This is a genomic window from Pseudomonas yamanorum (genome assembly GCF_013386765.1).
In the GTDB taxonomy this organism is placed as follows: domain Bacteria; phylum Pseudomonadota; class Gammaproteobacteria; order Pseudomonadales; family Pseudomonadaceae; genus Aquipseudomonas; species Aquipseudomonas yamanorum_A.
On record NZ_JACARE010000044.1, the window covers coordinates 15,470 to 38,206 of the forward strand.

Consider the following 22,737-nt stretch of genomic DNA (forward strand, 5'->3'; position numbering starts at 1 on the left):
AATTCTGACAGGAAGGGAACCGTCATGAGTCAATCAAGTGATGTTTTATTGATTTGTTCTGGAGGTGGACACTGGGTGCAAATGAGCAAGTTGCTGCCTGCCTTCGAGGGTCAAAAAGTTACGATTGCCACCGTCGATGTCAGTATTGGCTCGCAGTACCCATTGCATAAGTTTGCGCAAGTTCCGGACTTTAACCGCAGTGAACCCTTGAAGATCATCAAGGGCTTTTGCCAGATCTTTGCGATCGTCTACCGCAGCAAAGCCAAATACGTGATCTCCACGGGCGCCGCTCCGGGTTTGCTGGGTTTGATCGCGGGGAAACTCATGGGCAAAAAGACCCTGTGGATCGACAGCATCGCCAACCCCAAGAAACTCTCTTTGTCCGGAAGAATCGCGGTTTACTTTGTCGACGAGTTGCTCACCCAGTGGCCCTCGCTGTCACAAAACAGTCGGGCCCAATACAAAGGGAGGATCGTATAAATGATATTTTGCAGCGTTGGCACTCAAGCACCGTTTGAAAGAATGCTCGGCTACCTGAATGAATGGAGCCATGCCAATCCCCAGGTCCCGATTGTGGCGCAGGTGGGCAATAACGAAAATGACCTGGGCCGTATTACCGCCTACAAGACCATTGCCGAGCCGCTGTTTTCCAAGAACTTCAATGCCTCAAAGGTGATCGTTTCCCATGCGGGCATGGGCAATATCATTCGCTCCCTTGAACTGGGCAAACCCATCGTTATCGTTCCGCGCGACAGCCGACGGGGTGAACATATCAATAATCACCAGTTCGATACCGCCGAGAACTTTTCAGACCTGCCGTCTGTATTTATCGCCCATGATAAAGATGGGTTCTTTTCGGCGATTGATTCGGCGCTCAACTACAGCAGTGCAGAAAGTTCGTTGGACTTTACTGAGAGAAATCGTTTGATCAGTTATGTAAAGTCATTTACCTCTTAAGTCCTGATTGCTTGTCAATAAGCTCTTATTGCCTTTAATCATCGAGTAATCGCTATGATCCCAGTTATATTGTCTGGCGGCTCAGGCACGCGCCTGTGGCCGCTTTCCAGGGCACTTAAACCCAAGCAGTTTATTGCCCTGCACGGTGACTTGAGTTTGTTTCAGGCTACTTTGGAGCGAATCAAGAACTTGTCCATCGAGGGCGAGAGCGTCAGCCCTGCGATCATTGTGTGTAACGAAGAACACCGGTTCATCGTGGCCGAACAAAGTCGTTCGCTGGATTTGATCCCGCAGAAAATCCTCCTGGAACCCACTGCCCGCAATACCGCCCCGGCCATTGCGGCCGCGACGCTCTCGGCGCTGGCGGACGGGGATGATCCGATCCTGCTGGTGCTGGCGGCAGACCATGTCATCGGCGATACCGACGCCTTCAACGCAGCCCTGACGTCGGCCAAGGCGGAGGTCAACAAAGGCAAGATCGTCACCTTCGGGGTGGTGCCCACCAAACCGGAAACCGGCTACGGCTATATCCGCACTCAAGCGGCGGCGGTCGACGGCGCGGCGCATGTCGAGGCCTTTGTCGAAAAGCCTGACCTGGCGACCGCCCAAGGCTACCTGGCCCAGGGCAACTACTTCTGGAACAGCGGCATGTTCATGTTCCGCGCCTCGGTGATGAAAGCGGAGTTGGAGCGCCTGAGCCCGGAGATCATGGTGGCCGCCGAGTTGTCCCTGTCCAATGCGGCCCATGACCAGGATTTCACCCGGCTCAGCCAGGTGGATTTTGTGAACGCGCCCAACGTGTCGATTGATTATGCGGTGATGGAAAAAACCGCTATCGCCTCGGTGGTCATCCTCAACTCCCCGTGGAGCGACCTAGGGGCCTGGGACTCGGTGTGGGAGGCGGGCGCCAAGGATGCCAACCAGAACTGCACCAAGGGCGACGTCTTGCTGCAAGACGTCACCAACAGTTATGTGCACGCCAGCCACCGGCTGGTCACCGTGGCGGGCATCAGTGACGTGGTGGTGGTCGAGACCGCCGACGCGATCCTGGTGACCACCAAGGAGCATGCCCAGGACGTGAAGAAAATCGTCACCGAGCTGACTAAAAACCACCGGATCGAAAGCGCGAGTCATCGCGAAGTCTATCGGCCGTGGGGCAAGTACGACTCGGTGGACCAGGGTTATCGGTACCAGGTGAAGCGCATCACGGTGAAGCCGGGGCACAAGCTTTCCGTGCAGCTTCACCACCATCGTGCCGAGCACTGGATCGTGGTGTCCGGCACCGCGAATGTGCAGATCGGCGACAAGCAGGTGCTGCTCACCGAGAACCAGTCCACCTACATCCCCATTGGCGTTGTGCACTCTCTCGAAAACCCGGGACGCATCCCGCTGGAGCTGATTGAAGTTCAATCGGGCTCCTACCTCGGCGAAGACGACATCATCCGCTTTGAAGACCGCTATGGCCGCCTCGAGCTTGTTTAAAGGAATATTGAAATGAATGTAACTGTATTTGGAATCGGCTATGTGGGCCTGGTGCAGGCGGCAGTGCTGGCTGACGCGGGGCATGAAGTGTGTTGCGTGGACATCGACGCCACCAAGGTCGAGAACCTCAAGAGCGGGATTATTCCGATCTTCGAGCCGGGCTTGAGTGCCCTCGTGCAGAAGAACCATGACGCCGGCCGCCTGCATTTCACCACCGATGCCGCCCAGGGCGTGCGCCATGGCGAGGTGCAATTCATCGCCGTGGGCACGCCGCCGGATGACGACGGCAGCGCCGACATCAAGTATGTGCTCTCCGTGGCGGCGACCATCGCACAGAACATGACCGAGCCGAAGATCATCGTTAACAAGTCGACCGTGCCGGTAGGGACAGCCGATAAAGTCCGCGCGAAAGTTGATGAGGTACTGAAGTCCCGTGGGCTTGAGGTGGAGTTCCACGTCATTTCCAACCCCGAGTTCCTGAAGGAAGGTTCAGCGGTAGCGGACTGCACGCGCCCCGACCGAATCATCATCGGCAGCGACAGCAACTACGCCGTGGAGCGCATGCGGGAACTGTATGAACCGTTCAACCGCAACCACGAAAAAATCATCACGATGGACATCCGCAGTGCCGAGCTGACCAAGTACGCCGCCAACTGCCTGCTGGCCACCAAGATTTCCTTCATGAATGAAATGGCCAACTTCGCCGAACGACTGGGCGCAGATATTGAGGCGGTGCGTAAAGGCATCGGTTCTGACCCACGGATCGGCTACGACTTTATCTACCCCGGCTGCGGCTACGGCGGCTCGTGTTTCCCGAAAGACGTGCAGGCCCTGGAGCGCACTGCATCGTCCATCGGCTACCACGCCTCGCTGTTGTCAGCCGTCGAGGAAGTCAACAAGCGCCAGAAGCAGCACCTGTTCGGGCATATCCACCATCACTTCGGCGGGCAACTGGAGGGCAAGACCTTTGCGATCTGGGGCCTGGCCTTCAAACCCAATACCGATGACATGCGCGAAGCCTCCAGCCGCGTATTGATCGAACAATTGCGCAGCGTAGGCGCGCGGATTCAAGCCTTCGACCCGGAAGCGATGGCCGAAACCCAGCGCATCTACGGCATGAACGAAGACCTGCTGCTGATGGGCACCAAGGAAGCCGCGCTCCAGGGCGCCGATGCGTTGGTGATTGTGACGGAGTGGCGCGAGTTCAAGGCCCCGGACCTGGACTTCATCAAAGAAAAACTGAGTACGCCGGTGATCTTTGATGGCCGCAATATATTTGATCCGCAGCGCATGAAAGCCAATGGATTCGAGTATTACGGTATTGGTCGCGGGTTATCCGTACGGCCAGTCATCTGATACTGACGATTATTAACATTGGTGGTTTGCAGTATCCACAAGTGAGATGATTCCGAGGAGGCTAATTGCGCGGTTCACTCTATTGTCGTGCAGTTTTCATGGCCTCTTTATCTCCGTTCCATCACTACTCCCTTATTGCAAAGTTGTATAAGGGGTAAATATCGAGAAGGAGTCTGATATGAGGACATTACTGTTGGCCGGCGTGCTGGCTTTCACAAGTACGGCGGCACTGGCGGCGGGTGAAGTCGCCGGCGCTGCGGTGAGCGAGGCGGCCAGTACAGGCGGCGAGTCACTGTCGTTGAGCACTCCGCTGGTGGGCGGCGTGACGCTCGGTGAAACCGTCGGGGTCGGCACCGCAGTTGTCGGCGCTGCCGCTGCTGCGTCCAACTCGGGCGGCAGTTCCAATGGCGGTACTTCCGGCACTGGCGGCACAACCGGTACAGGTGGTACCACCGGTACCAACTAATCACCCGCAACTTGTGTTGTTAAAAGATCACCCGGAAGTTTCTGGGTGATCTTTTTTAGACTCGCCCTCGACTAGCGTAGTGCCATTATGATTCGTAGGTTACCTGTTCTTTTGCTGGCAAGTATCAGCTTGCACGGCTGTATGTTTTCGCCTGGTCAACACATGGACACGCGTCAAATGTCCAGTGAGGGTTCTCCCGAAAGTACCCGGGTGGAGTTGATTCCCATCACCCCCAAATTGATTGCCATGGATGCCGCCACTCACGTTCGTGAGTCGGTGCCCGCGGAGTTGTTGTCTTATGTGCCGGGCGGTTATCGCGTCGGCGCCAATGACCTGTTGTTCATCACGGTCTGGGACCATCCCGAGTTGACGGCGCCCTCGGGGCCGCAACAGCAGCTCGACGCCAACGGGCGCCTGGTGCGTCCGGACGGCACACTGTTTTATCCGTATATCGGCAATGTTCCGGTGGCCGGTAAAACCATCGAGGAGTTGCGCGCCTTTATCGCCGGGCGCCTGGCGCAGTTTATTGAAAGCCCTCAGGTCGACGTCAGCGTGTTGCGTTTTGCCAGCCAGACCGTCGTCGTCACCGGTGCGGTGATCAAGGCCGGCCAACAGCCGATCACCACCACGCCCTTGAGCGCCGTGGAGGCTATCGGTGCTGCCGGTGTCGACCCGACCAATGCCGACCTGTCGGGCCTGACACTCACCCGGGACGGCCGTGAATACCGGTTGGACCTGGACAGCCTCAATCGCCAGGGCTCGCAACTGCAGGGCATCTACCTCAAGGGCGGCGACCGGTTGTACTTGCCCTATAACGACCAGAAACGCGTCTATCTCATGGGCGAAGTCAACCAGCCCCGGGCACTGAGCTTCAAGGGCAAATCGATCAACCTGACCGATGCGCTGGGCACGGCAGGGGGCTTGAACCAGACCACCTCCAATGGCAATGCGGTGTACGTGATTCGCGGCGTGGACAACCTGGAAGCCGAGCCGGCCAAGGTGTTCCAGCTCGATGCCCAGTCACCTTCGGCGCTGGTGCTCGCCACCCGATTCGACTTGCAGCCCCAAGACATCGTGTACGTCGGGCCGGCCGGCGTGACGCGCTGGAACCGCCTGATCAGCCAACTGCTGCCTACCGCCACTGCCATTGGGCTGGGTGCCCGATCGGCCAATGACCTCAGCGAAGTCAACAGCAGATAAGGCGCCATCCTGTCGTGAAAATTTTGCCTACCTGTGCCGGTCTGTCGATGGCGCTCTTGTTGTGCGGGTGTAACCCGTTGATGAGGGCGTCCTGGTACACCCTCGAAACCTCCGTCACCGGCCCTGAGCCGATCAATGTCACCCAGGCCCAGGTCGATGCGGTGCCGTATCCGCAGATTCTGGTCACCACGGCCGTCAGCGAAGGGGTGATGGCCATGGCCCGCCGCCGTGGCGACCTGAAGTTCTGGGTCGCCTCCGGCAAGCAGGTGGTGATGATGCGCGACGGCCTGGTGGTACGCACTGTCGGGCTGGGTTTTTCCCTGGACGGCACCCGCTTCAGTGGCGAGTCGCCGTTCAAGCGCGGCCTTCAGCATTTGCCCGACGGCTATACCAGCACGCGCTGGATCGACCTGTATGACGGCAACCGGATCGGCGTCGCCGTCAACAGCCGTTTCAGCCCCCACGACATCGAGACCCTTCGCATTCTGGACAAGGATTACGCCTTGCTGCGCATCGACGAGCAGGTGGATGTTCCCACCTTGAATTTCCACGCTACCAACCATTATTGGGTCGACCCGCAGGATGGTTTCATCCTGCGCAGCGAGCAGCATTTGACGCCCCGGTTGACCCTGAAGATCGTGCAGTTGCGCCCTGACAGGGAGGCTGCCCGGTGAAGTGTTCCGAGCTTTTATGCCTTGGCCTGTTGTTGGTTGGCCCAGGCGTTGGCCAGGCGGCGGTCACGGTCAGTGGTGATGTGCGCAGCCCCGGCGCCTTCGAGGTCAAGCCGGGGGCGCGTTTGCTGGACGTTATTCGCCTGGCTCAACCCAACGCCGAAAGTTACTGGTTGGGCGCCGCCTGGCTGCACCAGTCGTTGATGGACAAGCAGGCACGGTTGAAGGCGGGTGTGCTGTTCGACCTGAAACTGCTGCAACGGGGCGCCTTGCTGGATGACCGGCACTCGCGGGCGGACTTGAGTGCGCGCCTGTACCAGCAGGTGGAGCAGTTGCCCGTCACCGGCCGCCAGGTGACGGTGCTGGACCCGATCGCCGTGGAGGCCGGGTTTGCCCGCAACGCCTTGCTGGATGATGGCGACCAGCTGGTTTACCCCGCGAGACCGTCCACCGTGGAAGTGCTCGGGGCGGTCGCGCAGCCCTGTGATGTGCCGTACCAGGCGATGCGCGAAGTCCGGGAGTATGTCCGCGGCTGCACCGTCCTCGATGACGCCGAGCGTGATGACCTGTGGCTGATCCAGCCCGACGGCCAGGTGCGCCGCGTGGGCGTGGCGGCATGGAATCGGGAGGACGGCATTGTGGCTGCACCCGGTAGCCGGATTCTGGTGCCGATCCGCAGCGATGACCTTGAGACGCCGACCCCCGATCTCAACCAACAACTGGCCGAGTTTTTCGCCACCCAACCGTTGGCTGAGGTGAACCCTTGAATTTACGTTTTGCTGCTGTATTGCTCTTGCCCTGCGGACTGGTTCACGGTGAACCCCGTTACACCCAAAACGACTTTGGCGGCGTGGGCCTGCTACAAACCCCCACTGCACGCATGGCCCCGGCGGGCGAGTTGAGCGCCAACGCCAACCGCACCGATCCCTACTCACGCTACAGCTTTTCATTGCAGCCGTTCGATTGGCTGGAGGGTTCGTTTCGCTACACCGCCATCAGCAACCGCCGTTACGGTGCCGAGGCGTTGAGCGGAAGCCAGAGCTTCAAAGACAAAGCCATCGACTTCAAGGCCCGCCTCTGGGAAGAAAGCCACTGGGCGCCCCAAGTGGCGTTCGGCGCCAGGGACATCGGCGGTACCGGGCTGTTTTCCAGCGAATACTTCGTCGCTAACAAGCGCTATGGCAACCTGGATTTCAGCCTCGGCCTGGCCTGGGGCTACCTGGGTAACCGAGGGGATTTCAGCAACCCGCTGTCGGTGTTCGGCAGCAAGTTCAACGACCGGCCCAAGAGCACGGCGGTGGTCGCCAGGGCAGGGGACGTGAACTCCAATGCCTACTTCAGGGGACGTCCTTCGCTGTTTGGCGGGATTGCCTATCAAACGCCCTGGGAGCCTTTGAGCCTGAAGCTTGAATACGAGGGCAATGACTACAAGCACGAGCCGTTGGACAACCCGATCAAGCAGGACTCGCCGGTCAACATCGGCGTGGTCTACAAGCTGGCCGACAGCGTCGATTTGAGTGCGGCCTGGGAGCGCGGCAACACCGCGATGTTCGGCATCACCCTGCACACCAACTTTGTCAGCCGCAAGGCGCCGGTCAAGACCTACGACCCACCCGCCGAACCGTTGCCGGCACGCATGCCCACCACCCCGGCCGACCAGGTCAACTGGGCCAATGTCGCGGACCGACTGCAGCAGAATGCCGGCTACAAGGTAGAGCGCATTGCCCAGCGCGGTTCGGAATTGATGGTGTATGGCGAGCAGCAACGCTACTTTTATTCCGCCAAGGCCGTGGGGCGTGCCAGCCGCATTCTCGACAACAGCGCCAATCAGGACGTCGACTGGTTCACCCTGGTGAACAAGCGTTATGACATGCCTATCGAAGAAACCAGCGTGCCCCGTGACACCTTCCGTGCGGTAGTGAACAACGAGCAACCGCTGACGGATCTGCACCGTGCCACCGAGGTCAATCCGGCGATCGCCCATCGGGAAACCACGCTCTACACCGCCAAGCCTGCGCCGTTCAGCTACGGCCTGGGCCTGGGTTACAAACAGAACATCGGCGGCCCCGACGGGTTGCTCTACCAGTTCACCGCCGACGCCGACGCGGAGTACCGTTTTACCCGCAACACCTGGTGGAGCGGCTTGCTCAGTGCCAACCTGCTGAACAACTACGACAAGTTCACCTACGACGCGCCAAGCGGGTTGCCACGGGTGCGTACCGACCTGCGCCAATACATGACGACGTCGGATGTGACGATGCCGAACTTCCAGGTCAACCATGCGCAGCGCCTGGACCGCGACCTGTATGGCATGGTCTACGGCGGTTACCTGGAGTCGATGTACGCCGGGGTGGGCGGTGAAGTGTTGTTCCGGCCTACGGGCAAGCACTGGTCGGTGGGCGCAGACCTGAACTTCGTGCGCCAGCGCGATTTCAACCAGGGCTTCGGCCTGCGGGATTACCAGACCATCACCGGCCATGTCACCAGCTATACCGAGCTGCCCTTTGACACCCTTGCGGCAGTCAGCGTGGGGCGTTATCTGGCACGGGACTGGGGCACCACCGTCGACATCTCCCGGCAGTTCAAGAACGGTGTGAAATTTGGTGGCTGGGTGACGCTGACCACTGCCTCGAAGGAAGAATACGGCGAGGGCAGCTTCGACAAGGGCATCTATATTTCGGTGCCGTTCGACGAGTTGATGAGCACCTCGACGATGCGTCGGGCGAATGTCGTATGGGCACCTTTGACCCGTGACGGCGGGGCTCGCCTGAACCGTGCCTACTCGCTGCAGACCATGACCGACGGGCGTGACAGCGAACTGTTCTACAACAACTTCGACAAGATCACTGAGTGACGCCAAGGTTATCCGCTGCCCGGTGCTGAATGCGCCGGGCAGCGCAAGGACTTGCAGCCACACAACGCCAGGTGCAATGCCGGCGGGCAATACTCCCCTGACTTTCCCTCTGTGATTTCTATGCGAATGGCGTGGGCCTGGATGCCCAGGCGCTGCTGTGGGCGGTATCGTTGCGCATGGCGGGGGTTGTGGCGGGGAGGAACGACAAACGCCCCGCAGGGCGCCTGGTGCCCCGCGCCGCCGGTGTGGCGGTGCGGGGTAGGGAGGGATCAGTAAATGTCTTTGGAGAGCAGTGTAAACGGCGTTTTGAAGAGGATCTTGATGTCGAGCCACAGCGACCAGTTGTTGATATAGCTCAGGTCGATATCGACACGTTTTTGCATCTTCTCCAGGGTCTCGGTTTCGCCACGGCAGCCGTTGACCTGGGCCAGGCCGGTGATGCCGGGCTTGATGCGATGCCGCGCCATGTATGCGCGAATCTTGCCCGAGTAGTAGTCGTTGTGGGCCACGGCATGGGGGCGTGGGCCCACCAGCGCCATATGCCCTTGCAGCACGTTGAACAGCTGCGGCAGCTCATCAATGGAGGTGCGGCGGATAAAGCGCCCCACCGGGGTAATGCGTGAGTCGTTGCGGCTGGCCTGGCGCACCTCGCGGTCGTCATGCACGCGCATCGAGCGGAACTTCCAGACCTTGATCACTTCGCCATTCCAGCCGTGCCGGTCCTGCTTGAAAATCACCGGGCCGGGGGAGGTGAGCTTGATCAGCAAGGCGAACAGCAGCAGCAATGGGCTGAGCAGCACAATCGCCAACAGTGCCAGGCTCTTGTCCAGCAGCGATTTGCTGAGTGCTGCCGTCGGGCGACTGGTGAGCGGGCTCTCGTTGAGGAAGATCGCGGGCAAGCCATCCACTTCGGCCACGCTGTGATTGAGCAGGAGCATGTTGTTGAGGTCGGGCACCCAGATCACGTCCACGCTGATCTCCAGCAGGTTGACGTACAGCTCCTCGATATGAGTCGCTTCCTGGAGCGAGTGAGTGATGTACAGCCGGCGAATACCGTGTTGCCTGATCAGCGTGGGAAGGTCGGGCAAGTCGCCGAGAATCTGCGGTTGAGTGCTGTTCTGTGGCGACGCTGTGTCTGGACCTACGAGGCCGACCAAGGGCGAGCGTTTTTGCCTGGAAAGTGTGTTGGCCAAGTCCGTTGCAAGTTTCCCGGTACCAATAATCAGTGATTTCTGGCGTTCGTGAAGTTGTCGATGGTAATACCTGGACAGACTGTGAATCGGAATGTAGCAAAGTGCTAGTATTGGATAGCTGACGGCAGCCCAGAGTAGCAGGATCTCCAGCGGAAACAGCGAACTGGCATTACAGGCCATGCCCACGGCCAACAATATGCCCAAGGTCAATAACCAACCGGTGAATAACCGTCCCAGCCCAACAAAAAAGTCATCTTTTTTGCTATAGACATCACATAACATGTAGGCCGGGATAGATGCCAGTATTGTAATGGCAGCCAATATCCGGTAGTGGGATTCCAGTTGTCCGGTCTTGAACAGTGCCAGTGAAAACAAAAGTACAACGACCATACTCACAGCAATAGCCCACTGCCCCCAAAAGGTGAGGCCCTTGGGTGTAAGGTTACGATGCATTCTTCTGTTGTTAAGCATACTTCTGCTCCCTGTGGTATCCACTCACGTGCTGGCAGGTTAAAGCGAGGCGTGGTTTTAATGACTATCAAATGGCAGGCGCACGCGTAGGCGTGCGTATTGATAGTAATGAATGGCAGGGAGCAATGGCTGACGACTTATAACGCGGGCATGTTGTTATAAAATGGCAGATAGAAAGGGATTTTAATAGGCAGGGTGAATTGTAATTTTTATGAAATAATTATTGTTCGGCGACGTTGTTGCGGTTGCTCAATGGGCTTTTTATTTTTTGTGTGAGGCAATAACCGCGGTTACGTACCGCCCGGAACAGGCGTTCGCCATCGTTCACCCGCTTGAACTTGTCCTGGAGCCGGCTAAGGCACATTTCGAGCCCTCGATAGATATCGGGTTCGCGCCCGATGTTGCGGATCAGCTCCTCTTTGCTCACCACACGTTCTTCATGATTCAGCATCTTTTTGATCAGGGCCGACTCAATAGTGGTCAGGGAAATTCGCAATCCGCCTTTTACCAATGCCCGGTCTTGGTGGGTAAGTAACCAGACATCCGGGGCGCGCAAGGCGGACGTTGTATTAACCATTTCCGCTGTAGTGTTATTAAGCTCATGGCGCTCAGGTTCTGACTTCAGTACGCTGATTTTCGGGTTTTTTGCGGTGTCTTGAAGGTGTCGGGTTAGTCGGTTGTTGGCCTCATAAAGTCTTTTGGCGGCGACATAATTGCTTAGCCATAGATTGAAGTTCTGTTCACTGGTCACCGCATAGGAACTGGCCGAGGCATCCGATGCTTTTTCCGCGGTTTCGACCAGCGGGCCGCTGTCAACGTCGTAATGTAAAAATGCCACGTTGGGCGTGAAATCATGTAGCGCGATGGACGGGTACGTGGATGTAAATGTGTGTTTCTTGAGAGAACTCATGGCATTCACCGATTCCAGGAAAGTACGGGGGTTCATAAACTATCAGCAGGGGAGAAGTAGGGGCCCTGAAAATAGTCAAATGGCAAGCGTCTGGCGAGAAGCGCGCTGTCGGCATACTCGACGTTGTCGGCGATGAACGAGACCCGGGTGGTGCTGATTAGTCCCAGCATCTGGTCGTAAAGCCGGTCGAACAGGCCTGAGCGCGTATTCAGACTGAGCCGGAGGGCCGAGTCTGGAAAAGGCATTTTTATATAGTCATAAAGACTCAAGTCGATCAGCAGGTCGGTGTTTTTTGTATGCAATGTGTAATTGTTATAGGCAAGTTTTACGTCGCTACGGTCTTTCAGGTTATAGAGTTGGCGGATCATGTTTCTGCGTTCTGCCGGACCCGCGAGAGTATCCAGTGTATTTTCAATGCTGACAATAAGTTGTTGTTTGTGTTTTTCCAGTGCGTTGGAGGTGTTGATGATTTCCTTGAGCAGGTCTTCATTCATCAATAAGGATTGCTCTATCCGGAGAAACTTGTGCGGCCCCGGGCCTTTATCCACACGCAAACGTTTTCCTTCTCGGGCAAATGAGTTGGGCTTTGTGTATTGCAGAGCTTCGCTGTAAGCGTCTTTTAGCTTTTTGGAATAAAAGGGATACACATCATCAGGCAGGCTCTCAAGCGCCTGCTCGGCATGAACCCTGATCTCGCTGCCCCATAACGTACAATTTCGTTCAAGTATCGCTTGCCGCGAAAACCTGAAGTCGAATGACTCCGCAAGTAATTGAGTTCCGCTATTCACGGTTCGGCCGCTCCTTGACGGGGTGGATATGGTTAACCGAAGCCAGCCCTCTGCTTAGTTTGTAGCCGTAACCCCGAATGCTTTGAATAATATTACTTCCGTAGTGTGATTTTATTTTGCCACGCAAGCGGCTAATCGATTTTTCCAGCGCGCGCGAGTCATAAAATCTGGCGTTAAGTCCCATCACCACGGCAATTTCATCGTGACTGAGCAGGCGATTATGAATGAGGGCTTCGAGTACCTTCATTTCGACGAAAGACACTTCAAGCTTTTTGCCGCCGCCGTAGATGCACATGCGGTCCTGATCGAGTAGCAAATCAGTATTACTTAGCCAGTATGTCTCGCTGAGGAACGCGGCGAAGAGCGCAAGTTTTTTCTCGGGCGAGCTCTCGACGACCTTTATGCAGTAGTCGGCGCCTGCGAGATAATATTTGGTTTTGCTTAGTGTGGTGGCAAAGGTGACAACCAGGAAAATCGTGCTGCCGGGGTTTTCGGATCTGGTTTTTTTAATGATGTCCAGCGTTTGAGTGCTGGCAGAGGGGGTGTCGATCTCTATGATGATGGCACGGTAATGTCCATGGCTTTCATAGGGACCAATTAGTTGGCCGTAGGAGCGTGTATCGACTTTTAGATTTTTCGGTACAGTACGAACTATAAGCTCGCTGAAGTCCTCGGATTTCGATGGGGTCCGTGCAATAGCGAGGACGTTGGAAAAATGCATCACGTTGCTCCCTTTTCCGGCATGCGAGGCCGTCAATTCAATCGCTGCAGGCGTTTAGATGTTAATCGAATTGAATACGCCAAAACGTGACAAATTTTAACATTCGGCACTTTATTTACGGGGGGTAAGGCGGTTTTCGGGTGGGTATTGAAAGCGGATTTCTGGGCGGGAGTTCTCATATGCTAGTGCAAATTTTTAGTGTGCGATAAGTATTTTAGGCCGGCTTGATTTTTCTGGCCGGAATGATTTAACCCTTCTAGTCCTTAAGCTCTAAATGCTTAAAATTCGACTATTTATAATAATCCAGCAGGGCGATAGCGGGCGTTGTGCGCTCGGATATGCCTGCACGGTCTGCGAGGTAGCGCGCCGGTGGTTTGCCGATAGCCTTGCGGAACATGGTGATAAAGCCGCTGGCGTTCTCATAGCCCAGGTCCAGCGCGACCGTTTGCACACTTTCACCTTTGGCCAGGCGCTGCAGTGACAGGATCACATGCAGCTGCCGGCGCCAGCGGCCGAAACTCAGGCCGAGCTCCTCCAGCAACAGCCGCGTCATGCTGCGTTCGCTCATGCCGATGCGCACGGCCCATTCACCCAGGGTGGCCTTGTCGCTGGGGTTGGCCAGCAAACTGTCGGCCAGGCGCCTGAGCCGGATGTCCCGGGGCATGGGCAGGTGCAGGGCCTCGACCGGTGCCAGTGCCAGTTCGTCCAGCAGCGTCGCCACCAGCCGTCCCTGGGCGCCATCCGTGTCATACAGCGGCGGGAAGCTGACGGCCTTGCTGATCAATTCGTGTAACAGCGCTGATACGGCGAGCGTGCAGCATTGCCGGGGCAGGGCGCTGGCAGCGTCGGGATCGACCAGCAGGCAGTAGACATCCGCGGCTCCCGACCCGCGTGCGGCGTGGGACAGGCCACCGGGAATCCACAACGCACACTGGGGTGGCACGATCCAGATGCCTTCTTCAATGACGCAATGGATCACCCCGCGCAACGTGTACATCAACTGACCCTTGCGGTGCTGGTGGGGTGCGTGCTCCCAGCTGGCGGAGGTACTCGAGGCGCTCACCGCTACCACGGCGCGGGGGATCGCATCGGCAAGGGCCGGGCGCAGCGGGTCACGGGTTTCGAGGCGATGGTTGTACATGGCGGCGAGAGCCTTGGCTGGAATGCGAAACATTCTGGCCATTCTGTGCAATGGCGTCCAGTGGCGGCTTGGCTATTATGAGAACCATTCTCGTTAAAGGAGCTTCCCATGCAACTCGACAGTTCAACATTCCCCGTGGTGAAAATCGTGTTTGACGCCCCAAGCGACACGCCACCGCCCGATACCTTTGCCGCGTTCGAGGCCTTGTTGCAGCGTGAGGAGCCCTTCGTCCTGCTGCACGAAAAAGCCGTGGACGAAAGCACACACGAGCACTCCCACGAAGAACGCAAACAGGCCTCGATCTGGATGAAGAAGCACAAGCCGGCCCTGCGGGCTTTCGTCAAAGGCATGATTCAGGTGGAGCCCAGCGCAGCCAAGCGCCTGGCGCTCAAGCCGTTTGCCGTGATGTTTGGCAAGGCGTGGGGCTACCCGCTGCTGGTGGTGGAGTCCAGGGATCAGGCCTGGGCCTTGGCGCGGGACGTGCTGGATACCCAGGTGTCGGATGTGGCGCACTACTGAGTCTTGGGCGCTGCCGTGCTGTCGCGCAAGGTGAGTTCGAACGGCAACACCACCTGGCGTTCCGGCAGCGACGTTTTCTCGATCAATGCGATGAGCATCTCCACCGCCTTGCGGCCAAAGGTTTCGGCAGGCTGGGCGATGGTGGTCAGCGGCGGGTCGCAGTAGGCGGCGAAGGGGATGTCATCAAAGCCCACCAGGGAAATATCCTCGGGCACGCGCAGGCCCTGTTGCTTGATGCGCTTCAAGGCACCGATGGCCATTTCGTCGTTTTCGCAGAACAACGCCGTGGGGCGTTCGGGCAGGGCTAGCATGATGCCTGCGCCCTCGAAACCGGCGTGCAACGTGAAGTCGCCGTGGCAGATAAGTGCCGGGTCGCGCGGGATGCCCGCGGCGTGCAAGGCGTCTTCATAACCGGCCACGCGGTCCTGGGTCAGCGGGCTGCTTTTGGGGCCCTTGATCAAGCCGATGCGGCGGTGGCCGAGGTCGATCAAGTGCTGGGTCATGGCGATGGCCGCGCCACGGTTGTCGAGGCTGATGGTGGGGTGGCGGCCGTGCTGGATCACCTCGCAGGCATTCACCAGCGGCGGCGAGTCGGTGCAATCACTGAACGGGTCGGATGCGCGCAACTGAATCACCCCATCGGCCTGATGGGCGTGGACCAATTCGGCGAACTGCTTTTCGATTTCTGCCTGGCCCCGGGTGTCGCATAACAGCAACCGGTAACCCGCCGCTTGCGCCGCTTGCTGTGCACCGCTGATGACCCGGGCGAAAAACGTGTTGGCAATCGCCGGCACCAGGATCACCAGGTTGCCGGTGCGCCGCGAACGGAATTGCACCGCCATGCGGTTCGGCCGGTAGCCGGTCTGTTCCACGGCGGCGTTGACCTTGTCGCGGGTCTCGGGCAGCACACGTTCGGGGCTGGCCAGGGTCCTGGACACGGTGGCCACCGAGACCCCGGCCAAGCGGGCGACTTCACGAATATTGGACAAGACCACCTCGTTATCAGAGCAACAGCCGCCAAGTTTACCGCAGCCGGGGTTTGACACCGCGTGCAACTGGGCCTAAATTTCCGGCACGATGTAACCGGTTACATCATGATCGGTAAACGCCCCAAAAGAGAAGACTTGCGATGACGGCAGTGGTGCAAAAAATAAGAATGGGCTTTGTGGGCGGCGGCGAGGGCGCCTTCATTGGCCAGGCTCACCGCCAGGCGGCGGGCCTGGATGGCGGTTATGAGCTGGTGTGCGGAGCCTTCAGCCGCCAGCCCGAGAACAACCGCAATACCGGCAACGCCCTGGGCTTGCCCGCGGCCCGCTGCTACAGCGACTGGCAGCAGATGCTGGCCGCCGAGCAGGCGCTCCCGGCCGACCAGCGCATGCAGTTGCTGGTGATCGTTACCCCCAATCACCTGCATGCGCCCATTGCGACCCAGGCGTTGCAGGCGGGCTTTCATGTGTTCAGCGAAAAACCTGCCGCCCTCAACCTTGCTCAAGTGCAGGCGCTGGCAGAGGTCGTCAGCACCAGCCCCGGACTCTACGGGCTGGCACACACCTACCTGGGCTACCCGATGGTGTGGCAAGCACGCGACATGGTGCGCAGCGGCGTCATCGGCACCCTGCGCAAGGTGATCGTCGAGTACCCCCAGGGCTGGCTCAGCCAGGACGTGGCCGGGCAGGGCAACAAACAGGCGGACTGGCGCAGCCGTCCCGAGCTGTCGGGAGTGGGCGGCTGCATCGGCGACATCGGCACCCACGCCTTTTCCCTTGCCGAATTCATCGCCGACCAACCAATCGAACAGCTCTGCGCCAGCCTGGGCATCCACGTACCTGGCCGCCAACTGGACGACGATGCCGCGATGCTGTTCAAGATGGCGGCCGGCGCCAGCGGCGTGCTGATCGCCAGCCAAGTGTGTGCCGGTGAAGAGAACCCGCTGAAGATCCGCCTCTATGGCGACAAAGGCGGCCTGGAATGGCGCCAGGAAGAACCCGCCAGCCTGATCCACCGTTCCCTCGATCAACCCCTGCGCATCCTGCGCTCCGGCACCGGCCAGCCTTGGCTGTGCGATGCGGCGGTGCAACGTATGCGCCTGCCCGCCGGGCATCCCGAGGGTTATCTCGAAGCCATGGCCAACCTCTACCGCGACTTCGCCAGTGCCATTCGCCAAGGCACCGAAGCTGTCGGCGTGCCCGGCATCGAAGTCGGCGTACGCGGCATGGCCTTTATCGAAGCCGTGATCGCCAACCATCGCGGTGACGCGAAGTGGACGACCCTGGCCAGCCACCTATGAAGGAGATCACAGACATGCGCGGCCCCGGTATTTTTCTCGCCCAGTTCATCTCGGACGAAGCGCCTTTCGACACCCTCGCCAACATCGCCCAATGGGCAGCGTCCCAGGGCTACAAGGCGATCCAGTTGCCCACACTCGGTACCCGCTATATCGACCTGGCCCGCGCCGCAGAAAGCCAGGCCTACTGCGACGAACTCAAGGCGACCTGCGCCCACGCCGGCGTCGAAATCAGCGAGCTGTCGACCCACCTGCAAGGCCAGCTGGTGGCCGTGCATCCGGCATTCGACACGCTGTTCGACGACTTCGCCCCCGCCCACCTGCGGGGCCAACCCCTGGCGCGCACCGAGTGGGCCATCGACCAACTGAAACTCGCCGCCCGCGCCAGCCAACGCCTCGGTTTGACAGCCCACGCGACGTTCTCCGGCGCGCTGCTCTGGCCCTACATCTACCCGTGGCCACAGCGTCCCGGCGGCCTGGTGGAACAGGGCTTCGCCGAGTTGGCCAAGCGCTGGCTGCCGATCCTCGATTGCTTCGAAGCCGCCGGTGTCGACCTGTGCTACGAAATCCACCCCGGTGAAGACCTGCACGACGGCGCCTCTTTCGAGCGCTTCCTCGAGGCCGTCGACCACCATCCCCGGGCCAACATCCTCTACGACCCCAGCCACCTGCTGCTGCAGCAAATGGACTACCTGGGCTTCATCGACCGCTACCACGCGCGCATTCGCATGTTCCACGTCAAGGATGCCGAGTTTCGCCCCGATGCGCGCTCCGGTGTCTATGGCGGCTATCAGGGATGGGTTGACCGCCCCGGGCGTTTCCGCTCATTGGGCGACGGCCAGATCGACTTCAAATCGATCTTCAGCAAGCTCACCCAATATGACTTCAAGGGCTGGGCCGTGCTGGAGTGGGAATGCTGCCTGAAGGATGCACAGCAAGGCGCGGCAGAAGGGGCGGCGTTCATCCGGCAGCACATGATCCGCAAGACCACCAAAGCGTTTGACGACTTTGCCGGTGTGACATCCGACGAGCAATCCAACCGACGGCTGCTGGGCCTGCCCGACGCCTGAACACCGCTTCTGACCCAAAATAACAATAAAACGGTGACCACAATGAAAGCGCGACTGAGCGTCATGATGTTCCTGCAATTCTTTATCTGGGGCGGCTGGTTCGTCACCCTCGGCACCTTCCTCGCCAGCAACCTGGGGGCCAATGGCGGGCAAATCGGCATGGCGTTTTCCACCCAGTCGTGGGGCGCGATTATCGCCCCGTTTATCATCGGCCTGATCGCCGACCGCTACTTCAACGCCGAGCGCATCCTGGCGGTGCTGCACCTGATCGGCGCGGTGCTGCTTTACCAGCTGTACCGCGCGCCGGACTTTGTCGGCTTTTATCCCTACGTACTGGCGTACATGGTCATCTACATGCCGACCCTGGCCCTGGTGAACTCGGTGGCCTTCCGGCAAATGAGCGACCCGGCCCAGGAGTTCTCGCGCATCCGCGTGTGGGGCACCCTGGGCTGGATCGTCGCGGGGTTGGTGATCAGCTTTGTGTTCGCCTGGGATTCCCAGCAGTCGATCACCACCGGCGCGTTGCGCAACACCTTCCTGATGTCTGCCATCGCATCATTGGTGCTGGGTTTCTACAGCTTCACCTTGCCGCGTACCGCGCCGTTGAAGGCCGAGGCGGGCAGTGGTGGTATCAAGCAACTGCTGGGGCTGGATGCGCTGGGCTTGCTCAAGGATCGCAGCTACCTGGTGTTCTTCATCGCCTCGATCCTGATCTGCATTCCCCTGGCGTTTTACTACCAGAACGCCAACCCGTTTCTCGCGGAAATCGGCGTGACCAACCCCACGGCAAAAATGGCCATCGGGCAAGTGTCCGAGGTGTTGTTCATGCTGCTGTTGCCGCTGTTCATCCAGCGCTTCGGTATCAAGATCGCGTTGTTGGTGGGCATGCTGGCCTGGGCGCTGCGCTATGCACTGTTCGCCTATGGCAACAACGGTGAGCTGGCGTTCATGCTGTTTACCGGGATCGCGCTGCATGGCATCTGCTACGACTTCTTCTTTGTCTCGGGGCAGATCTACACCGACGCCAAGGCACCGGAGCGCTTCAGGAGTTCGGCCCAGGGGCTGATTACCCTGGCCACGTATGGTGTGGGCATGTTGATTGGGTTCTGGGTGGCAGGGCAGGTGACCGACCACTACGCGGCGGCCGGTGGCAGCCATGACTGGCGCAGCATCTGGCTGTTTCCGGCGGGTTTTGCGTTGCTGATCTTTTTTTGTTTTTCGGTGGCGTTCAAGGGGCGGGAGCGGGTGGCGGGTCAAAGGTAGGAGCTGGTTTGCCTGCGATAGCATCACCTCGGTGCAACTGATACATCGAGGTGTCTGCATCGCAGGCAAGCCAGCTCCCACATTGATTTTCTTTGCTTGTTGGAACGCCTGAAGGCCCTTTTTTTGCGCTGTCAGCGAGATTGAACACACCCGTAAGTCCCGGCGTTTCAGGTATCCTCCGCGCCCGCCAATCATTATTTTCCAAACCATGCCCGAACAAAACATGCAGTCCCTGTTGGAGTCGATCCTCGACGAAGTCCGTCCACTGATCGGCCTCGGCAAGGTCGCCGACTACATCCCCGCGCTTGCCGACGTGCCGGCCCAGCAACTGGGCATTGCCGTGTATGGCAACGACGGCTCGTCCTACTGCGCGGGCGATGCCCACACCTTGTTCTCCGTGCAGAGCATCTCCAAGGTGTTCAGCCTGGTGCAGGCCATCGACCATGGCGGCGAAAGCATCTGGGAGCGCCTGGGCCACGAACCGTCGGGGCAGCCGTTCAACTCCATGGTGCAACTGGAGTTCGAGCGCGGGCGGCCACGCAACCCGTTTATCAATGCCGGCGCGCTGGTGATCTGCGACATCAACCAGTCGCGCTTTGCCGTGCCTATCCTGTCCATGCGCGACTTCGTGCGACGGCTGTCGGGCAACCCGCAGATCCTGGTCAACAGCGTTGTGGCCGAATCCGAAGCCCAGCACGGTGCGCGTAATGCTGCGATGGCGTACCTGATGAAGTCGTTTGGCAACTTCCACAACGATGTGGACGCGGTGCTGCACAGCTACTTCAACTACTGCGCGTTGCAGATGAGCTGCCTGGACCTGGCCAAGGCGTTTTGCTTCCTGGCGAATGAAGGGGTTTGCACCCACAGTGGCGAGCAGATTCTGACGGCGCGCCAGACCAAGCAGGTGAACTCGATCATGGCCACCAGCGGGCTGTATGACGAGGCGGGGAATTTTGCGTATCGCGTCGGCTTGCCGGGCAAGAGCGGGGTCGGCGGCGGGATTCTCGCGGTGGTGCCGGGGCAGTTTACGGTGTGCGTGTGGTCGCCGGAGTTGAATGCGGCGGGGAATTCGTTGGCGGGGATGAAGGCATTGGAGTTGTTGAGTGAGCGGATTGGGTGGTCGGTGTTCTAGGGCTTGATTGCTCCCACGCGTGTGGGAGCAATCATTACGATCATTAGCGCGGGCAGGTTTGCGCGCATCTATCCAGTGCTTTGTCGACCAGCATCTGCACACCTTCCAGCATCCGGCAAATGCCCAGCGCTACATTGCGTTGGGTGCCGTCGACTTCGAAGGCCAAGTGAGCGGCGATGACATTGATCGACGCCAGGTCTTGCGAGGCGTTGGCCAGCAAGGTTTCTGTGTCCAGGTCCTTACGCACGGTAAATAATCCATCGAACGGTAGCTCGGTGGGTTCGGGCGTTTGGGGTTGGGCGTCAGGTTTCAGATAGTGATGAATGGCGCGGTAAGCGGCTTCTTGAAGCCGGTCGGCATGACTCGGGGGATTTGGACTGTCTTTAATCATGGTGAAGCTCCTTTGTGAATGGAGCTGCCACTATTCGCGGTCAAACGATTAGGGTGGCAGCTATACGCGGGTTGACCGACCGGCCCAAAGAACAAAACCGGCATACCCGAAGGTATCCCGCGTACAGCTGCCGCGACACAATACATCAGGCGTAAAAAAAACGCCCAAGATCGGTTTTGGCGCAGTTGTTCTATGGTTGCGGACGGTCAAATCCGGTCGCTGAATTGGCAGCGACTGCGGGAGGTTAGTCAGCCCGAGTCCGACCGACAACCTGAAATAGTTGTCGGAAAAATCCGAGCACGCCTCCCTGTCACTGAGCAAGGTGCTGATACTATCGACGCAATCACCCATCAGTCAGAGACGGTCCATGTTGCCCAATCGTGTCGTCCAGGCCGCCGCCAAGTCGGTGCTGCAGCAGCTCGTTACGCGAATCACCCCACATTCAACCGAAGCCTCCATCGCCCAAATGGCAGCGCAGATGCTCGCGGATTCCGGCTATCCGCAGACCTGGTATTACGACTGCCCAGCCTTCGTATTACTGGGTTCACGCAGTGCGCTTTCGGTGTCGGGCCGCGACTATCGGCCAAGTGACGAAGCGGTCGGTTTGCACAATCTGATCACCGTGGATTTGAGCCCACGCTCCGGCAATGTATGGGGCGATTGCGCCCGCTCTTTCTATGTGGAAGAGGGTGTGTGCCGGGCGGTGCCGACGGGGGCGGAGTTCAGCAAGGGCTATGAAGTGGAGCACCGGTTACACGCGATGATGCGCACATTCGCCCGGCCCGGGACCACGTTCAATGATTTGCATGCGTTCGCCAATGACCTGATCGCCTCCGAGGGTTTCGAGAACCTCGATTTCGCCGGCAACGTCGGCCACAGCATCTGCGAGCAGCGTGACCAACGGCTCTACATCGAAGCGGGCAATCACCGGCGCCTTGAAGAGGTGACGTGCTTCACCTTCGAGCCTCATATTCGCGAGCAGGGCGGTCGCTGGGGCTACAAGCATGAAAATATCTACAGCTTCAATGATGCCGGCGAACCCAGCGAGCTTTGATCTTCACCGCTGACCTTTCCGGCGCCACGGCAGCACCATGCCGACCTCTTTCTGATAGCGCCGGTAGGTCTCCCCAAACAGCGCCACCAGATCCTTTTCTTCAAAGTGCGCCCCAATGAAGATGTACGCCGTGAAGGCCAGCGCAAACAGCAGATGCCCGACGGTCATGTCCGGGGTTGCCCAGAACGCGATCAGGAACCCCAGGTACAGCGGGTGACGAACAACCTTGTACAGCAACGGTGTCTTGAACGGTTGGGCGCGGGGTTTTGCGCCCCGAAGGTGATCAATCGCTTGCTTGAGGCCGAACAGTTCGAAGTGGCTGATCAGTAACGTTGCCACAAAAACCACCACCCAACCTGCCCAGAACAGTGCGGTTATCAACGCCCTTGTGAGTGGAGAGTCCGCCGTCCAGACAGGTGCGGTGATGGGCTGCCACAGCCAGAACATCAACCCGAGTATCAGGCTGCTGACCAACACATAGGTGGAGCGCTCAATGGTCGCCGGAATGAACCGGGTCAGGCGTGTCTTGAAGCCCGTTCGGGCCATGACCGAATGTTGAATCGCAAACAGCGTGATCAGGCCAAGGTCGGTCAACGCTGCCAGGCGCCAGTCAAGGCGGGGCCCGTCATCAATATGTTTGGGCACTGCCAGGTGGCCAAGAAAGCCGATCAGGTACACGACGCTGAGCAAAAAGATCCCATAGCTGACGGCGCTATAGAACAGCATGGCCAGGCGTGCTGCCAGGCCGTTTGCCGTTGTTCCACTGTTCACGGACGACTCCTTTCGTACAGGTTGGGGTTGGGGGCCGGGGCAG

The 22,737-nt window shown here is 58.9% G+C and carries 23 protein-coding genes; 15 read left to right on the forward strand and 8 right to left on the reverse strand.

The window, feature by feature from the left end; all coding sequences use genetic code 11:
* Positions 1–24 precede the first annotated feature (24 nt).
* The 9 genes from HX875_RS27675 (at position 25) to HX875_RS27715 (ending at position 8,986) form a co-directional block, all read left to right on the forward strand.
* Positions 25–480 (forward strand): UDP-N-acetylglucosamine transferase subunit ALG14, encoded by a 456-nt coding sequence (locus tag HX875_RS27675; RefSeq protein ID WP_256348190.1) that lies wholly within the window; start codon positions 25–27, stop codon positions 478–480.
* Positions 481–957: a glycosyltransferase gene (locus HX875_RS27680; RefSeq protein ID WP_177047549.1), complete on the forward strand. Its 477-nt coding sequence runs from the start codon at positions 481–483 to the stop codon at positions 955–957. It begins immediately after the preceding gene.
* A gap of 54 nt (positions 958–1,011) precedes the next feature.
* Entirely contained in the window at positions 1,012–2,439 is a 1,428-nt protein-coding gene (locus tag HX875_RS27685) for a mannose-1-phosphate guanylyltransferase/mannose-6-phosphate isomerase (RefSeq protein WP_177047551.1), read from the forward strand.
* A gap of 12 nt (positions 2,440–2,451) precedes the next feature.
* The gene (locus HX875_RS27690) at positions 2,452–3,795 is read left to right on the forward strand and encodes a UDP-glucose dehydrogenase family protein (RefSeq protein ID WP_177047553.1); all 1,344 of its coding nucleotides are present in this window, start codon (positions 2,452–2,454) and stop codon (positions 3,793–3,795) included.
* 178 nt (positions 3,796–3,973) lie between these two features.
* A complete protein-coding gene (locus tag HX875_RS27695) occupies positions 3,974–4,261 on the forward strand; it encodes a hypothetical protein (protein WP_177047555.1) in 288 nt (95 codons plus the stop codon).
* 87 nt (positions 4,262–4,348) lie between these two features.
* Positions 4,349–5,461 carry a polysaccharide export protein gene (locus tag HX875_RS27700; protein ID WP_177047557.1) on the forward strand — a complete coding sequence of 371 codons (1,113 nt, stop codon included), beginning with the start codon at positions 4,349–4,351 and terminating at the stop codon, positions 5,459–5,461.
* A gap of 14 nt (positions 5,462–5,475) precedes the next feature.
* Positions 5,476–6,135, forward strand: coding sequence for a YjbF family lipoprotein (locus HX875_RS27705; RefSeq protein WP_371321503.1), 660 nt, complete (start codon positions 5,476–5,478; stop codon positions 6,133–6,135).
* Entirely contained in the window at positions 6,132–6,899 is a 768-nt protein-coding gene (locus HX875_RS27710) for a capsule biosynthesis GfcC family protein (protein WP_177047569.1), read from the forward strand. The genes HX875_RS27705 and HX875_RS27710 overlap by 4 nt, the downstream gene beginning before the upstream one ends.
* Complete coding sequence (locus tag HX875_RS27715) at positions 6,896–8,986, forward strand: YjbH domain-containing protein (RefSeq protein WP_177047571.1); 2,091 nt, start codon at positions 6,896–6,898, stop codon at positions 8,984–8,986. The genes HX875_RS27710 and HX875_RS27715 overlap by 4 nt, the downstream gene beginning before the upstream one ends.
* A 269-nt stretch (positions 8,987–9,255) precedes the next feature.
* Here the strand turns inward: HX875_RS27715 and HX875_RS27720 are convergent, their stop codons facing one another.
* The 5 genes from HX875_RS27720 to HX875_RS27740 all read right to left on the reverse strand — a co-directional run bounded on the left by HX875_RS27720 (position 9,256) and on the right by HX875_RS27740 (position 14,210).
* On the reverse strand, positions 9,256–10,650 hold the full coding sequence (locus tag HX875_RS27720) for an undecaprenyl-phosphate glucose phosphotransferase (protein WP_177047580.1): 1,395 nt from the start codon (positions 10,648–10,650) through the stop codon (positions 9,256–9,258).
* A 220-nt stretch (positions 10,651–10,870) separates the two neighbouring features.
* Positions 10,871–11,560 (reverse strand): winged helix-turn-helix domain-containing protein, encoded by a 690-nt coding sequence (locus tag HX875_RS27725; RefSeq protein WP_177047582.1) that lies wholly within the window; start codon positions 11,558–11,560, stop codon positions 10,871–10,873.
* A gap of 32 nt (positions 11,561–11,592) precedes the next feature.
* Positions 11,593–12,348: a hypothetical protein gene (locus HX875_RS32925; protein ID WP_177047584.1), complete on the reverse strand. Its 756-nt coding sequence runs from the start codon at positions 12,346–12,348 to the stop codon at positions 11,593–11,595.
* On the reverse strand, positions 12,341–13,069 hold the full coding sequence (locus tag HX875_RS27735) for a winged helix-turn-helix domain-containing protein (protein WP_177047586.1): 729 nt from the start codon (positions 13,067–13,069) through the stop codon (positions 12,341–12,343). The genes HX875_RS32925 and HX875_RS27735 overlap by 8 nt, the downstream gene beginning before the upstream one ends.
* Before the next feature lie 289 nt (positions 13,070–13,358).
* Positions 13,359–14,210, reverse strand: a complete 852-nt coding sequence (locus HX875_RS27740; protein WP_177047671.1) for an AraC family transcriptional regulator — start codon at positions 14,208–14,210, stop codon at positions 13,359–13,361.
* A 108-nt stretch (positions 14,211–14,318) separates the two neighbouring features.
* Between HX875_RS27740 and HX875_RS27745 the strand changes: the two genes are divergently transcribed.
* Positions 14,319–14,729: a hypothetical protein gene (locus tag HX875_RS27745; RefSeq protein ID WP_177047587.1), complete on the forward strand. Its 411-nt coding sequence runs from the start codon at positions 14,319–14,321 to the stop codon at positions 14,727–14,729.
* On the opposite strand, the gene HX875_RS27750 is transcribed toward HX875_RS27745, so the two are convergent.
* A complete protein-coding gene (locus HX875_RS27750) occupies positions 14,723–15,718 on the reverse strand; it encodes a LacI family DNA-binding transcriptional regulator (RefSeq protein WP_177047590.1) in 996 nt (331 codons plus the stop codon). The genes HX875_RS27745 and HX875_RS27750 overlap by 7 nt on opposite strands.
* 140 nt (positions 15,719–15,858) lie before the next feature.
* Here HX875_RS27750 and HX875_RS27755 point away from each other — a divergent pair, with 140 nt between their 5' ends.
* The 4 genes from HX875_RS27755 to glsB all read left to right on the forward strand — a co-directional run bounded on the left by HX875_RS27755 (position 15,859) and on the right by glsB (position 20,478).
* Complete coding sequence (locus HX875_RS27755; protein ID WP_371321504.1) at positions 15,859–17,016, forward strand: Gfo/Idh/MocA family protein; 1,158 nt, start codon at positions 15,859–15,861, stop codon at positions 17,014–17,016.
* Positions 17,017–17,030: 14 nt separating this feature from the next.
* Positions 17,031–18,083 carry a sugar phosphate isomerase/epimerase family protein gene (locus HX875_RS27760; RefSeq protein WP_177047592.1) on the forward strand — a complete coding sequence of 351 codons (1,053 nt, stop codon included), beginning with the start codon at positions 17,031–17,033 and terminating at the stop codon, positions 18,081–18,083.
* Between the two features lie 42 nt (positions 18,084–18,125).
* Complete coding sequence (locus tag HX875_RS27765; RefSeq protein ID WP_177047594.1) at positions 18,126–19,346, forward strand: nucleoside permease; 1,221 nt, start codon at positions 18,126–18,128, stop codon at positions 19,344–19,346.
* A gap of 223 nt (positions 19,347–19,569) precedes the next feature.
* A complete protein-coding gene (glsB, locus tag HX875_RS27770) occupies positions 19,570–20,478 on the forward strand; it encodes a glutaminase B (RefSeq protein WP_177047596.1) in 909 nt (302 codons plus the stop codon).
* Between the two features lie 43 nt (positions 20,479–20,521).
* Here glsB and HX875_RS27775 read toward each other — a convergent pair whose 3' ends face one another.
* Positions 20,522–20,869, reverse strand: a complete 348-nt coding sequence (locus tag HX875_RS27775; protein ID WP_177047598.1) for a DUF6124 family protein — start codon at positions 20,867–20,869, stop codon at positions 20,522–20,524.
* Between the two features lie 367 nt (positions 20,870–21,236).
* Between HX875_RS27775 and HX875_RS27780 the strand changes: the two genes are divergently transcribed.
* The gene (locus HX875_RS27780; protein WP_177047600.1) at positions 21,237–21,923 is read left to right on the forward strand and encodes a M24 family metallopeptidase; all 687 of its coding nucleotides are present in this window, start codon (positions 21,237–21,239) and stop codon (positions 21,921–21,923) included.
* 3 nt (positions 21,924–21,926) lie between these two features.
* On the opposite strand, the gene mddA is transcribed toward HX875_RS27780, so the two are convergent.
* On the reverse strand, positions 21,927–22,694 hold the full coding sequence (gene mddA, locus HX875_RS27785) for a methanethiol S-methyltransferase (protein ID WP_371321505.1): 768 nt from the start codon (positions 22,692–22,694) through the stop codon (positions 21,927–21,929).
* Positions 22,695–22,737 lie beyond the last annotated feature (43 nt).

Coding starts and splice junctions, on each gene's coding strand:
- HX875_RS27760 (WP_177047592.1), top strand. CDS start 17,031: ATGCGCGGCCCCGGTATTTTTCTCGCCCAGTTCATCTCGGACGAAGCG.
- HX875_RS27755 (WP_371321504.1), top strand. CDS start 15,859: ATGACGGCAGTGGTGCAAAAAATAAGAATGGGCTTTGTGGGCGGCGGC.
- HX875_RS27675 (WP_256348190.1), top strand. CDS start 25: ATGAGTCAATCAAGTGATGTTTTATTGATTTGTTCTGGAGGTGGACAC.
- HX875_RS27775 (WP_177047598.1), bottom strand. CDS start 20,869: ATGATTAAAGACAGTCCAAATCCCCCGAGTCATGCCGACCGGCTTCAA.
- HX875_RS27740 (WP_177047671.1), bottom strand. CDS start 14,210: ATGTACAACCATCGCCTCGAAACCCGTGACCCGCTGCGCCCGGCCCTT.
- HX875_RS27780 (WP_177047600.1), top strand. CDS start 21,237: ATGTTGCCCAATCGTGTCGTCCAGGCCGCCGCCAAGTCGGTGCTGCAG.
- HX875_RS27680 (WP_177047549.1), top strand. CDS start 481: ATGATATTTTGCAGCGTTGGCACTCAAGCACCGTTTGAAAGAATGCTC.
- HX875_RS27725 (WP_177047582.1), bottom strand. CDS start 11,560: ATGAGTTCTCTCAAGAAACACACATTTACATCCACGTACCCGTCCATC.
- HX875_RS27685 (WP_177047551.1), top strand. CDS start 1,012: ATGATCCCAGTTATATTGTCTGGCGGCTCAGGCACGCGCCTGTGGCCG.
- HX875_RS27720 (WP_177047580.1), bottom strand. CDS start 10,650: ATGCTTAACAACAGAAGAATGCATCGTAACCTTACACCCAAGGGCCTC.
- HX875_RS27765 (WP_177047594.1), top strand. CDS start 18,126: ATGAAAGCGCGACTGAGCGTCATGATGTTCCTGCAATTCTTTATCTGG.
- HX875_RS27690 (WP_177047553.1), top strand. CDS start 2,452: ATGAATGTAACTGTATTTGGAATCGGCTATGTGGGCCTGGTGCAGGCG.
- HX875_RS27735 (WP_177047586.1), bottom strand. CDS start 13,069: ATGCATTTTTCCAACGTCCTCGCTATTGCACGGACCCCATCGAAATCC.
- glsB (WP_177047596.1), top strand. CDS start 19,570: ATGCAGTCCCTGTTGGAGTCGATCCTCGACGAAGTCCGTCCACTGATC.
- HX875_RS27700 (WP_177047557.1), top strand. CDS start 4,349: ATGATTCGTAGGTTACCTGTTCTTTTGCTGGCAAGTATCAGCTTGCAC.
- HX875_RS27745 (WP_177047587.1), top strand. CDS start 14,319: ATGCAACTCGACAGTTCAACATTCCCCGTGGTGAAAATCGTGTTTGAC.
- HX875_RS27695 (WP_177047555.1), top strand. CDS start 3,974: ATGAGGACATTACTGTTGGCCGGCGTGCTGGCTTTCACAAGTACGGCG.